Source organism: Leptospira abararensis (assembly GCF_016918735.1).
GTDB lineage: Bacteria > Spirochaetota > Leptospiria > Leptospirales > Leptospiraceae > Leptospira_A > Leptospira_A abararensis.
Window position 1 is genome coordinate 1 of the sequence record NZ_JAFFPR010000047.1, and the last position, 13211, is coordinate 13211.

General features: G+C 41.6%; 10 protein-coding genes. 3 read left to right on the forward strand and 7 right to left on the reverse strand.

Going from position 1 to position 13211, the window contains the following annotated elements:
- Nucleotides 1–11: 11 nt before the first annotated feature.
- From JWG40_RS12615 to murA, 5 genes are all read right to left on the reverse strand, one after another.
- On the reverse strand, nucleotides 12–1376 hold the full coding sequence (locus tag JWG40_RS12615) for a FliI/YscN family ATPase (RefSeq protein ID WP_205286154.1): 1365 nt from the start codon (nucleotides 1374–1376) through the stop codon (nucleotides 12–14).
- Between the two features lie 75 nt (nucleotides 1377–1451).
- Nucleotides 1452–2231, reverse strand: a complete 780-nt coding sequence (locus JWG40_RS12620; protein WP_205286155.1) for a hypothetical protein — start codon at nucleotides 2229–2231, stop codon at nucleotides 1452–1454.
- Between the two features lie 139 nt (nucleotides 2232–2370).
- Nucleotides 2371–2685 (reverse strand): LIC10235 family protein, encoded by a 315-nt coding sequence (locus JWG40_RS12625; protein ID WP_002973161.1) that lies wholly within the window; start codon nucleotides 2683–2685, stop codon nucleotides 2371–2373.
- A 176-nt stretch (nucleotides 2686–2861) separates the two neighbouring features.
- Nucleotides 2862–3539 carry a 4Fe-4S dicluster domain-containing protein gene (locus JWG40_RS12630; protein ID WP_205286156.1) on the reverse strand — a complete coding sequence of 226 codons (678 nt, stop codon included), beginning with the start codon at nucleotides 3537–3539 and terminating at the stop codon, nucleotides 2862–2864.
- Complete coding sequence (murA, locus tag JWG40_RS12635; protein ID WP_205286157.1) at nucleotides 3540–4844, reverse strand: UDP-N-acetylglucosamine 1-carboxyvinyltransferase; 1305 nt, start codon at nucleotides 4842–4844, stop codon at nucleotides 3540–3542.
- Nucleotides 4845–4888: 44 nt separating this feature from the next.
- Here murA and JWG40_RS12640 point away from each other — a divergent pair, with 44 nt between their 5' ends.
- Nucleotides 4889–6034: a hypothetical protein gene (locus tag JWG40_RS12640; RefSeq protein WP_205286158.1), complete on the forward strand. Its 1146-nt coding sequence runs from the start codon at nucleotides 4889–4891 to the stop codon at nucleotides 6032–6034.
- A gap of 4 nt (nucleotides 6035–6038) precedes the next feature.
- On the opposite strand, the gene JWG40_RS12645 is transcribed toward JWG40_RS12640, so the two are convergent.
- Nucleotides 6039–7805 carry a glycoside hydrolase family 3 protein gene (locus JWG40_RS12645; RefSeq protein WP_205286159.1) on the reverse strand — a complete coding sequence of 589 codons (1767 nt, stop codon included), beginning with the start codon at nucleotides 7803–7805 and terminating at the stop codon, nucleotides 6039–6041.
- Nucleotides 7806–7895: 90 nt separating this feature from the next.
- Between JWG40_RS12645 and JWG40_RS12650 the strand changes: the two genes are divergently transcribed.
- Nucleotides 7896–9068, forward strand: a complete 1173-nt coding sequence (locus JWG40_RS12650; RefSeq protein ID WP_205286160.1) for a DUF3095 domain-containing protein — start codon at nucleotides 7896–7898, stop codon at nucleotides 9066–9068.
- A 365-nt stretch (nucleotides 9069–9433) separates the two neighbouring features.
- Here JWG40_RS12650 and JWG40_RS12655 read toward each other — a convergent pair whose 3' ends face one another.
- Complete coding sequence (locus JWG40_RS12655; RefSeq protein ID WP_205286161.1) at nucleotides 9434–12202, reverse strand: hypothetical protein; 2769 nt, start codon at nucleotides 12200–12202, stop codon at nucleotides 9434–9436.
- Between the two features lie 303 nt (nucleotides 12203–12505).
- Between JWG40_RS12655 and JWG40_RS12660 the strand changes: the two genes are divergently transcribed.
- Nucleotides 12506–13210: an OmpA family protein gene (locus JWG40_RS12660; RefSeq protein WP_205286162.1), complete on the forward strand. Its 705-nt coding sequence runs from the start codon at nucleotides 12506–12508 to the stop codon at nucleotides 13208–13210.
- Nucleotide 13211 lies beyond the last annotated feature (1 nt).

A 13211-nucleotide genomic window follows, 5' to 3' on the forward strand; every position in this document is an offset into this window, starting at 1 on the left:
TTACCAATAGCCTAAAAATCATCATCATTGCGAGTGGAAGATTGTAGAATTTTTTCTAATCGTTTCATTGCATCACTATAACTGGATTTTTCTTCAATTCTTTGTCTGAGATAATCATCAATCTGAGATTTTTTATCAATGGCCATATCTACCTTTTCATCGGCACCACGGACATAGGCATTGAGTAAGATGATATCTTCTGAGTTTTTATATTTCGAAATCAACTCCCGAACAATAGAGGCTCGCATATAATGGTCCTCGTTTACTATCTTTTGCATAAGCCTAGAAAGAGAAGCGGGTACATCAATCGCTGGATAGTGGCTCTGTTCGGCAAGTTTTCTTGTCAGAACAATATGGCCGTCAATAAATCCTCGCACCTTGTCAGCTACAATATCATCCATATCATCTTCTGCATCGGTTAATACTGTGTAAAAACCTGTAATTGAACCACCATTATGTGAAGTTCCTGCTCTCTCTACAAGTTTTGCCATTTTGGTAAATACACTGGACGCATATCCCTTTGTCACGACTGGTTCCCCAATAGAAAGCTCCCGTAGTGCTTCCGCATAACGAGTGAGTGAGTCCATATACAAATTGACGGACATCCCTTTTTCCCGAAAGTATTCGGCAGCAGAACAAGCTAAATTGGCACAACTCACTTGTTCCATTTTGGATGAGTCGGAGGTTGCTACGAAAACTACAGACTTGGCAAGTGCCTCTTTCCCAAGTTCCACATGTAAAAATTCATTCACCTCGCGGCCCCTCTCTCCAATAAGAGCGACAACGTTTACATCAGCGTTCGTATAACGAGCAATCATTCCAAGTAAGCTGGATTTACCCACACCTGATCCAGAAAAAATTCCAATCCTCTGTCCACGACCAACAGTAAGCATCCCATCAATGGCACGGACTCCGGTTTCTAAAATGTCAGTAATCGGAGGGCGATCGAGTGGGTTTAAAAACCTAGGTTCGGAAGGTCTTTCTTCTTTAGTGATGAGTATCCCTTTGCTATCGATGGGTTTACCAAGACCGTTTAACACACGTCCTAAAAGTTCAGGTCCTGCATTTAAAGTGATTTGTCTACCAGAAGAAAATACAAAGGCATGAGGAAATATTTGTTGGGTGTCACCTAATGGCATTAAGGTGTAGAGATGGTCTTTAAAACCCACAAGAACACAAGCGAGGTATCCTTTGTCTGATCCTCGTTCCACTTCCAAAATTTCTCCCACTTTCGAATCGGGAGGTCCTTGAGAGTAGATGACATTGCCCACCACGGATACAACGACCCCACTTTTGCGAATGGGTTCAATTTTTTCGACGACATTCAGGTATTTGGAAATGGCATCGATATGTTCCGTAAATTTCTTTTCTATCATGGGGGCTTTTCACTCATCCAATCATGTGACATAATTAAATCAAGCGAATTGAGGGCGGGATGAGGGGTTGGCCCCTCAACGACAGAGTTTGATTTGGTCGATATTGGAGATTTGTCGGGGTGCGGGCAGTTTTTTCCCAAGTTTTACATTTCCACCTTCACCGATGCTTGCCGATTCGTAAGCCCATTTCCCAAAGTTTGTGGAAACGGTAAAACAATCGGGAAAGGATTTGGCTTCTTTAATCTCTGATCCAGTCCAAACCAAAATGCGATCGGGAGTTCGAAGATAGAGTTTTGTTCCCTCTTCTGCCCAACGAATTCCGTAAAGGGGAAGGGCCGTCCAAAAGTTGATGGGATAACTTTGGATTTTTTTGTCGGTGAGTTGGATGACATTCAATTCAAATTCAGAAAATTCACCTTCGGCTGTGGGACTTGCTGTGACAAGAGCCACCAAGTTACCGTTAGGGGAAGGTGCCATTTGGAAGATGATACGTTTTTCGGGTGTGGCAGGATAAGAAAAAGCTCCACCTGTCTCGGGATACAAAGAGAGAGTTTGGTTTAAGGTTCCATACTCGTCATCCTTTCCATATAACACAAATAAAGTGGAGGATCCGGTATGGTAAAAAATTCCATCGCCGAGTGACCAAGAAGGCAGATCCCATTCTTTTAAGGACTTTCCACCAGTGACCCCATTTTTTACTAATTTAATTTTACTTTTATAATTTCGTTTGTCGGTAGTTCCGTTCATCGGATTCCAAGAATCTTTTTCTTCATATCCAACGGTAAGGACTAAATTGACATTAGGATCGTTAGTTGGTGACACTTCTTCTGCTAATTGTGCTTGGCGCCAGATCATTTGAGAACATCCGATTAGGGTTAAGGCTAAAATGGAAAGGAGTGATTTCATGAGAAAAAAGATAAGCGGTAGGAGTGGTCTGTAAACAAAAAAGGGGACCAAAGTCCCCTCTTAGTTAGAAAAATGCAGTAAAAGGTTTTTATTTACCTTTTTTAGCTTTAGCTTTTTCTTTGTTTTTTTGGTCAATCTCTGCTCTGTGTGTGTCACAAAGTCTGTAAAGGATTCCTGTTACCGGGTTTTTACGAGTGACTTTAGTTCCACAAACGATACAAAGACCTTGAGCTCTTCTTCTTTTATAAAGTTGTTGAACTCTCTCTGCTCCAGAAGCTTTGTATTTAGAAATTTGAATTCTGAAACCTTTGAAAAGGTAATTTCCAATGGATTTTTCAGGATCTTTTTTCAAATCCTCTGCAATTTTGTCGATTTGTCCTGGGCCTACTTTTTGTGGTTCCATAGCTTTCTTTTTCCTTTAAATCTAGAATTTATCTTTTTTTTGACGAGGGAAATTCCCTTGCCCTAACAAAGGTATCTCTCTCCAGTCTTAAAAATTCAAGATATTTTTTTCACCGAATAACAATTTTTTGATGTTTTGCGATGATTTTGTTTTCTAAAACGATTGATAGGCGATCGTTATTGTTTTTTAAATTTGATCTGAATTGCTTTGGGAAAACTAGGACATGATTCAACACAAAGTCCACATCCTGTACACGATGATGATGCAAAAGTAGGCAAATTCCCTTTAAATTTTACTGTTTTTTCGATAGGACAGGTAACAAAACAAACATTACAAGTAGATTCACCAGTTTTTTCGTTGATACAATGTTCTGTGATGGCTTTCGCCTTACCAAAATTTGGTTTTCCACCGGACAGTTCGTACGGTAAAAGAGCCTCTTCAGGACAAACACTAATACAAGGCCAGTCGGTACAAAGATGACATGCCTTTGCATTCGGATCAAAATGGGGAAACGTTTTTCCTGATTCTGGCAGGGTTACAGGGAATAAGACGGCATAAGGACAAGCAAAAATACATTCGTTGCATCCAGTACAAAGAGAAAAGAAATCAGGGGAAGCTCCGGGGGGAAGAGAAAGGGTCTGGAACATTTTTGTTTTTGATTTCCGGACGGTTGTTGGCTTTGAAATCGACTTTTCTTTGTCAGATGGTGGTTTTTTTTTACGAGAGGACTTAGGTTTGGGAGCTTTTTCGTCTTCCCAAACTTCTTTTATGGCTTCTGTAAGTTCATCCGCTTTTGTAAAGGTAAATTGAAAGACGGATTTAAAACCCTCTCGGAAAAGATCCTTCCGTTTCATCTAATCGGAGACTCTTTCGATCTGAGCACCCAAAGAACGCAGTCGGGTATCAATCGATTCAAAACCTCTATCAATCTGAACAATGTTATGGATTTCACTTTGGCCTTCGGCACAAAGAGCAGCAATGATCATAGCCATCCCGGCACGGATATCGGGACTTGCCACCCTTTGTCCATACAGACGATTGGCACCAATCACAATGGCTCTATGTGGGTCACAGAGGATGATTTGAGCTCCCATCGCAATGATATTGTCCACAAAGAAGAGCCTGGATTCGAAAAGTTTTTCGTGGATAAGAACTGTTCCTTTGCACTGGGTGGCTGTGACAAGAGCTACAGAAGTCATGTCTGCGGGAAATCCTGGCCAAGGAGCATCATCAATTTTCGGAGTGGCTCCATGGTAGTCGGGGATGATTTCCATTTTTTGATCGGAAGGAACAAGAATACCATTTTCTGTAGGTCGCACTTCAATACCTAGGCGCGAATATACCATACGAATCATACGGATGTCTTCTGGATTAACATCCGTAATGTGGATTTCTCCACCCGTGACGGCAGCAAGACTGATAAAAGATCCAATTTCCAAATAGTCGGATCCAATTCTATGTTTGAGTCCACCTATGGGTGAGGAAAGTTTACTCACACCTGTAATTGTTAGGTGGTTTGTTCCCACTCCATCAATTTTGGCACCAGCGGCGATTAAAAAACGGCAAAGTCCTTGGACATGGGGTTCAGAGGCCGCATTGCGAATGGTGGTTACACCTTCGGCATACACAGCGGCCATAACGGCATTTTCTGTAGCAGTGACAGAAGCTTCATCCAGAAGGATGTCTTTTCCCACCAAACGGTCTGTAGTGATCATATACCCGTCAGGGAAAACTTCTATCTTGGCACCGAGTGCTTCTAGGGCAAGTAAGTGGGTGTCCATACGACGGCGACCAATTTTGTCCCCACCGGGTTTCGGTAGGAATACTCTTCCCGTACGAGCCAGTATGGGGCCGGCCAGTGTCACAGCTCCTCGGAGTTGAGAACAAAGTTCGTAAGGAAGATCCGATTTCACTGGATTTTTTTTCTGAAAGAGGTATGATCCTTTGGTATCGAGGGCAGTGATTTCCACTCCAATTTGGCGCAGGACTTCCATAAGTTTGAGAACGTCAGCGATTTCAGGAAGGTTCTCCAAAATGACGTCTCCTTCCCAAAGGAGGAGGGCGCCGAGAAGCGGGAGCGCTTCATTTTTATTTCCTTGGGGAACTACTGTCCCGTGGAGAGGATTTTTGCCGATAATTTTGAAGTAGGAAGAACTCACCTTGCTTCCATTCGACACAATACGGATATGAGGAAAAGTAAATTATGAATTTTATAGCACAAGTCGTTTGGATTTTTCCCAAATTTGATATTATCTACCTGTTTTACATCTTTCTTATGGGAGTTGCCGCCTTTATTTACGTGAGGGTGATGAATTATTTGCAACACAAACAAGCCAGTGTCATAAATCACTGGGTTGAATTCCAAAGATATGCGATGGCAAGGAAATGCAATCAGGTGGAGCTAAATATCCTCCATGCTTTTTATGACCACCTCAATGAAGAGGAACGCGAAATTTATCTTTTGCCCGAAAATCGAAACAAACTAAAGAACGCACTATATCGATACTTTCTAAAATCCAACACCAACACAACAGAAAGGGAGGTGGATCTTTTTGATAAACTCTTCCGCTCGGGAGTGGAATTCAAAAAAGAAATACTTTCCTTAAACGATCTGACAGTAGGGGAAGTCGCTGCTTTGGAAGCGGATGGAAGGGAAGAACTTACCTATGTGATGCAAAAAACAGCGGATGAACTTCTTCTTTCCATCAAAGGCCTTTCTAAGGATTTGCTCGTTCCAGGTAAGGAAGCAAAATTATATGTATTTCGACCAAGTAGCGGTGGTTATCTTTTGGAAGGGAAGGTGGTTCGAACTAACGAGAGCGGAGCGATTTTTCATTTTAATGGTAAGATCGAGAGAAAAGGGGAATCCCATTTGATGTTAACGGAAAAAATATCCATTACGGTTTCTCCTTGGCCCCCACCAGATGAAAAAAAACAAGTTTTGGAATTAGATAAAAACAAACTTTTACTTACAGAAGAAAATATTGATAAACAATTAGAAGTTTTAAAACGAATTGCAAAGGACCAAAAAGAAAATAACGAAAAACGATTCGAGATGAAAGATACACCAACTGCTTTCATTACACTTTCGGAAAGGTTGTCAGATCGTGGCATTGTGTTTACCTTCCCTGCGGGAATATCGCAGGAAATTTGGAAACAACAAGACTTGTGGGAAGTAAACTTTAGTTTCGATAGTGGGCCTATGTTTCAAATTCGTGCTAAAATGATGCCCACCAAACAAAAATCAGATTTGTATTTACTGCGTTATGTGGATGCAGATGAAACCGTGCGGAAAACTTTGTATGAAGAGATCCGCAAACGTGGTGGGGTCAGAGAAGCACTGGTTTAAATCACTACAATCTTTCTGGGAAGGCACCTTTAGAAGGTGTCTTCGATCCCTTGAGGAGTAAAATCAAATCCACTTTAGGGATTTCTTTTCCTGAACTTAGTTTCTCACCTAACGCTTCCCAGGATCCTTGGGTCAAAGAAAAAGATAACAAATACTGCAAATTCGGAAGTTCGGGGAGTTTAATAAACGGAGTTCCTCCATGCAAAATGATAAATCGTTTTGTGGGATGTTTTTTTGCTAAGGTCGCAATGGATAGAACTTCTGATTCGGAAGTGGAATCAAAAAGATAAGTAGTTAGGGTTTTGTTTTTTGTTTGGGCCTGGAAGGATTTGAAAGGGAGAGTGGCTATCTTTTTTGTTTTGAGAGTTTCCTTTAGGCGGTTGTTTTTCACGAAGGATAAAGTTTCTTCGGGAAGAATCCCAGAAGTTATGAGCGATTTTGGGTAAGCACGAATAGAGTCTTCGTTGATTTCTTTTACGAAGTTTTTGGACTGGCTTAGTTTATCGTATCTTTGGTTTCTTTCCAGATTCCAATTGGTTAAGAATTCTTTTTGTTTTTGGTTTTCTTCATACACTTTGGGAAGGATGGAGTTTTCATCATAGAGTCCCAACTCTAGTTTTTTGCGGATTTGTTTTTGGACCGCTTCTTTTAGTTTGTCATGTTCCTTTCCTTCTTTGTCTACATAACGAAACTCACCATTTTTGTAAGCATCACTCAGTTGGGCTTTGAACTTACGGGCTGTGTCTCCCCAACTAGTCAGTAGTACAATATTGGCACCAGCTAGGATTGTCAAAACTCCGGGTCTGTCCTTTTCATAATTTTTGGAGATGGCGTGCATCTCCATCGCATCGGTAATGATGATGCCATCAAAGTTTAAGTTTTTTCGTAGAACGTCTGTTAGAATGGTTTTGGAAAGAGTGGCCGGGAACTGGGGATCAATTTTTGGATACACGATGTGAGCCGACATCACGGCCTCCGCCCCACCAGCAATGGATCTTTTGAAGGGAACCAGTTCCAATTGTTCTAACTCTTCCAAACTTTTATTGATAATGGGTAGGCCTAAATGGCTATCTACTGTGGTATCCCCATGTCCAGGAAAGTGTTTGATCACAGGTAAACATCCGCCAGCACGAGCGCCTCGTTCATATGCCACAGCGACTTCTGAGACTCGTTTGGAATCAGAACCAAAGGAACGTGTGTTGATGACTGGGTTTAAAGGATTGTTGTTGATATCAAGAACTGGTGCAAAAAGAAAATTGAGTCCGAGGCCACGAAGTTCATAGGAAGTAACAAATCCAACGGTCTCTCCCCACTCGGTATTTCCTGTTTGGCCCACTGCCATGGCACCAGGGTAGTGGGTGATTCCATCTTGGACTCGGAACACTCGACCGCCTTCTTGGTCTGTAGAAATGAGAAAGGGTTGGAGATTAGAATCTTTTGCAGCGGATTGTAATCTGTTTGTGAGTGAAAGGATTTCTTCTTTTTTTCCTAAGTTCTTTCCGAAGAGAATGATTCCTCCTGGTTTCGTTGCTGCAATTTCTTCCAAAGCAATTGTATCCACTGTTTTTTGGGGAATGGCAATGTGAATGGTTTGACCGACGAGTTCTGCCTCTGTCATGGAGTTTGTGATGGTCCATGCTTTTTCTTCTAACCAAATCTTTCTTTCGTTGGCGGCAAGTTCGGTTAAGTAAAACCCAAAACAATAAGAAGAGCCAAAAAATCCGAAAAGGAGGAAAAGGGAAAAGGATGTGCGGAGAAGAACTTGGTTCATAAGGGTTGATAGTACGATTTACAGACGGCTTTTCCGAGACAACCAAGAAAAATATCTACTTTGTATCTGAAATCCATCGTCTGACTTTCTGTGGATGATTTTTATAAAAACTTAAAACCAAGTGCCGATTTCAAAAATCTTTTCGATGGCAATATGCCCACAAAGGTTCCAGATGATTGGTTCATTCTGATTACTGACATTGTGGGATCCACAAAGGCCATCGAAGAAGGTCGTTATAAAGATGTGAATACAGCAGGGGGACTCACCGCCATTGCTGTAGCCAATGTTTATGGGCATATGGACTTTCCTTTTGTGTTTGGTGGGGACGGGGTTACGTTTTTACTTCCCATCAATTTATTATTCCCCATTCGTTCTGCTATTGCTGATACTATCGCTCAGGTAAGGTCTGCCTTTAGTTTGGAGATGAGAGCCGGGATCGTACCTGTGCAAGAATTGTATCGTGCAGGTGCAGAGTTATTCTTAAGTAAGTTTCGAGCATCTGAACACTATGTCCAATGTTCTTTGTTTGGTGATGCTTTGCCGCTCGCAGAAACCTGGATCAAAGAAGGAAAAGATGAGTCTTATCTAGTTCGCGAAAATGAAAAGATACTGCCTGCTGACTTTACTGGATTTACTTGCCGTTGGAAAGATGTTCCGAGCGAACGAGGAGAAATTGTTTCTCTGATTGTCAAACCCATCCACAAAGATTTTGAAGTTTGTAAAAAAATAGTCACGCGTGTTCTTAATTTCATTCGCTCCGAATATGGGGAAGAAGGGGACTACCATCCCTTACGAGTGAATCAGATTGAATTGGATTCGGGTCCTTATTTACGAAACGAAGCCAAAGCACGGGTTGGTCGGGCCAGCGGACTTAAATTTTACCTAACACTTATAAAAATTTGGATCGAAAGGTCGGTGATGGCAATTGCTATGCGGTTTGGAATTCCTCTCCGATCGGGACATTATTCCCTAAACAAATTAAAAGACTATCAGGTTCTTTCTGCAGACTTTCGCAAATATGATGGAACCTTAAAGATGGTGATAGATGGATCCAAACAACATAGGGAGGCTCTTGTTTCATTTTTAGACCAACTAGAAAAAGAAGGCCTTCTTTGTTACGGGATTTATGTATCCAACAGATCACTTATGACCTGTGTGTTAAAAGTCGCTTCGTCTGAGGAAGTTCACTTTGTGGATGGGGCTGACGGCGGTTTTGCGATGGCCGCCAAGTCTTTGAAAGAAAAATTAAAGGTATTGCAGTGATATTTTGTTAGGTGGGAAAAGCAGAAACTATGCCTAATAAAATAATTATACATAGTTTTTTGTTTTTCGTATTTGCCTTAGTCCCTATTGATCCGTCCAAGTCAAAAAAAGAAGTTTTGGACAATAAAACATGCGACCAAAAACTGCAAATTTGCTTCAAAAAATGTATTACTGATACTGAAGAAGGCAGATCAGCTTTTAGGAAAGGTATGTGTAAGGATGAATGTGCATATCATCTTAAAACTCAATTCGGTTGCGTATTATATTACCATTCGTCTTACAAATAAAAGAATGAATTAGACCTCATACATTCATTACCACCTTCCCACTATGCTTAGCACAAGGCGTTGGGAAAGTGGATTCTTTTATTGTTCAACACAGATTAGTTTTTTCTGTCCAGTGCATACAGATTCTTGGCTTGTAATACTATTTGCTGATGCCATAGTCCAGGATTGCCCATAGAGAAAACTCGTCGCGTTAGAAGGGCAATTTTGGTAGGTAAACCCGTGGCAGTTGTGTAGGTAAATCAGCCCATCTCCTGCACAGGCAGGAGTGCTAACTTGCGTGGCAGGTGCAAGAGTATTAGTCATTCCTGTCCAATACTGGTCTCCAATATTAGAGATTTCTCTTGGAAGATTCGTTGGATCAAATCCGGCCGATCCGTCAGCTACAAATAATGAAGAATGTTCGTCACTGCAGTTCGCATAACCAGAAGTATTACAACGGTAATAATGGTATCCTGCAGTTAAAACCCAATTTATACCGTTGGCTATACGATTATTTACCTCTGAAGGGGAACCAGCACTATTACTAACAATCAATGCTTTGAAGGTCCCACCAGTTACTCCAGTAGGTCTATTATTATTACATGTTTGGTCGGCACCGAACACACCTTGTGCGGTCATTTCACCAGGAGTATTTACTACACTTGCGAATATTCGTTTTCCTGCGGGTTCATTGTCCCTATTGGTGATGGTTTGGTTGGATAGGGTAGCAGATCCACTCGAATAAACCGCATCCGTATTTGCATTTTTAGTAAGGTTCACTGTGTAGTCTTGGGAACCATCCGCATATGTATCTTCATCCCCATGGATGGTAACTGTTTGTTTCAATGGAGAATTAGCGCAATTGGAATTACTCGCATGGTCATCATGCACTCGACTTCCCGCAGGAAAAGTAAGAGTTGCAGTGGAAAGATTACCACATTCTCCAAAAGCTGCTGTTCCAGCTGCATAAGTAGCACAGGCTATACTCACTGTGATGGTTTCCGTATTTTGAGCTCCCAAACAAACATGGATGGTCGCAGTATCGGCAGGAATAGAAGAACCTTCTTTTGTAGACCCAAGTTTACTTACATAGAAATAAGCTTCGTTGTCTGTGGTAGTGGCATAAATTTCAATAGGATTGTAGGAAACCGGTCCAGTGGATAGTGCTGTGGTCACTTCCCAGTTAATGTTATTATCGACTTCATTGTCGTCGACATGGGTTAGAAGCACTCGGTTTGTCCCACCTGATTCCATAAAGTTATAGTTCGCACTACTGACAGTAACATTTGCGGGAACCGCTCCTTCGGTTGTGTCTGTGCTAGTTAAGCCTACTGTCACGTCGGAGCCAGGGTTTGACTGTGCGATCATCCAAATATGAGTTGTGGCACCTTCCGTTGCCGATAGTCGACCTCCGGAAGTTCCTAATGGAGAACCAGAAAAATTACATGGTTGGAGCAGGTGGGTTCCATCATTATCACAAGAGCGAATTGTAAAGGTCGGCTCTATAACAGTTGTATTATACGTTGCATCAGCAGAGGATGCCACAAAGGAAACAGTATAGTCCGCATTACCAGAGTTTGCTGAATCTGTCTTTCCTTCTACCTGGAAGGTTTGGTAATCATTCCAGGTGGTCGTCGTGAAGGTTAGGGTGGGTGTAAGGATTGTACATTTGTTTCCGCAATTGGAAGCGAAAGTGAGTGTCACATTGTTTGTGGGTTTGGTTCGTAACTTCAATTGGAAATTGGAATATTTGGTTCCCAATTGATTGCTCTCATCGGTGGCAAAACGAGTCACATCTCCCCCGGCAGTTCCAGTACTTCCCGTAGTGGAATCAAATCGTATATAAGCATATCCGGGAACACTCTGGTCGCGGTTATAAACCACTACGTTTCTTGGTTTGATTCCATTGTATTCGGAGTCAGAACTAGATGTTTTTCCCACTTCCACAGTGTAAACTTTTACCCCATCAATTTCCAAGTCATCGACGGAAGTCACAGTGACCAATTGTGGTGTGGCAAAGTTTGCTGTCGTGAATGTTAATGTCTTTGGATTGGCAATTCCTTCTCTGTTATTAGCATTCACTGAATCATAAGTATCATTGATCGACATGGTTACATTCGCAGTGGGTTCTGTTCGCAATTTGATTTGGAAATTCCCACTCGTAGTTGAAGCAGAAGGACTTGGTTCTTCCATAACTCCAGAAATATTAGACACGCGAACTCCTGGTGCTTCGTCATCATCTATAGATACAGAGATATCACAGGCATCTTTACCAGAATAAGTGCCGGAAGTTTCTTCACCTGACCCGTTCTTTTGAACCATTGTCCCTAACGCTATCGTCATGGGATCGACGACTGGGCTACGTAAGGCATCATCAACTCGCGTAAATTTAAAACATTGCCTTTCTGCAACCCCGTTTCCTGTGAAGGTCAGTTTTGATGGCATCACCGCAGGTCCAGGAACTGATTGAGTGGAAGCTACCCGAGAACCATAGTTAGATGATACAGAAACGGGAATTTCTAGAGATCCGCTAAATGGAGTATTGGGATAGATACAAGTTTCAAATGATTTGTAACCCCAAGCAGCTCCATCGGCAACGTCATCAACCTCTGTCAAACCACTATCACTTGCGGCGTTGAATGTAGCCGTCACATCTCCATCTTCTACCAAATACACGGCCTTTGTCGTCACCGTCACATCGGAAGAACAGGCTACCGTTGCCTCGTTTCCAAACAGTCTGTCGAATCGTTCGCTGAGGCCAAAAAGGAATGTGTCTCCCGCCGTGACTTGTCCGCTACAATTTTGAAACAGAAAGAAAGAAAGAATTAGGATGAAAAAAGAGGATCGAATCTGTTGCGGATAGTTCATAAATAATTTCAAGCCACCAATCTTATAGCTAGTCCAATTCTCCGTTTTTATCTCTTGGTAGCAACGAAATTCCTTTCTGTATAGAATTTTGAATCCATCCTCCAGACAGAAGTTAGTTGGTGATGAAAAACTAAGCAGTTTGTAGCGAATTCTTAGGAGATGTTTTAGTGGGTTCTCCTAATCTGTATGTCAAGTGTATGTTATCAAATCGGCAACACATCCTAAATGGCGTTAAATTTAGATTATTGAATTTATCAATTGATTTCAGTGGTCACTTCCAAATATAAGGATTGTTGGCTTTATATGCGTATCAATTTACCTCCTTACACTTTATTCACTTTCACATTTCTTCTGTTAATCATTGTTAATTGTAACACAACGGGGAAACCAGAATGGACAGAAACGGCAGCCTTTCAAAAATTTTGCGGATGTGTCACTCCTAAAGAGGAGAAAGCCGGTGACTATTTGGGGAGTTTACCCGAAGGTTCTTTGGATAAAATGGGAACTTCCGAATATTTGGAGAAATTATATAAAGGCCTTCGCAATGATTTCGAACACTCTGGAACTCCATTTGAAGAAGTGGGAGGAAGTCTTGTTGGAAAAGGGGTCGAACTCAAACGTATTGAAGATGATGAAAAAAGGTTACGAGAACTTTTAATTGTGATCGATGGGGACGTAGCTTTCCCATCTGGAAAATCAACTCTCACTCCAAAAGCAAAAGAACTCATCGCCAAAGTTGGGGACGCTATGGAAGCATATCCTGAAACCAATTGTCGTATTGGTGGACACACGGATAGTGTAGGTGCATTTGCAATGAACCTCAAACTTAGTAAGGAACGTTCTCAATCCGTAAAACTTGAATTAAAGCTGATTCACAGAATTGTTGAAGCACGTTTTAAGGAAGTGGATGGTTTCGCTGATTTACAAAAAATTATAGATACAATGCTTGCAGAGAAGAAAAACCGTAGAACAGAAATTTATGTGGGAACGGTTCGCATTGTTTATTAAT

Bases quoted from the DNA above. Each gene is read 5' to 3' on its own strand.
- JWG40_RS12625 (WP_002973161.1), bottom strand. From the start codon at position 2,685: ATGGAACCACAAAAAGTAGGCCCAGGACAAATCGACAAAATTGCAGAG.
- JWG40_RS12645 (WP_205286159.1), bottom strand. From the start codon at position 7,805: ATGAACCAAGTTCTTCTCCGCACATCCTTTTCCCTTTTCCTCCTTTTC.
- JWG40_RS12630 (WP_205286156.1), bottom strand. From the start codon at position 3,539: ATGAAACGGAAGGATCTTTTCCGAGAGGGTTTTAAATCCGTCTTTCAA.
- JWG40_RS12640 (WP_205286158.1), top strand. From the start codon at position 4,889: ATGAATTTTATAGCACAAGTCGTTTGGATTTTTCCCAAATTTGATATT.
- JWG40_RS12655 (WP_205286161.1), bottom strand. From the start codon at position 12,202: ATGAACTATCCGCAACAGATTCGATCCTCTTTTTTCATCCTAATTCTT.
- JWG40_RS12615 (WP_205286154.1), bottom strand. From the start codon at position 1,376: ATGATAGAAAAGAAATTTACGGAACATATCGATGCCATTTCCAAATAC.
- JWG40_RS12660 (WP_205286162.1), top strand. From the start codon at position 12,506: ATGCGTATCAATTTACCTCCTTACACTTTATTCACTTTCACATTTCTT.
- JWG40_RS12620 (WP_205286155.1), bottom strand. From the start codon at position 2,231: ATGATCTGGCGCCAAGCACAATTAGCAGAAGAAGTGTCACCAACTAAC.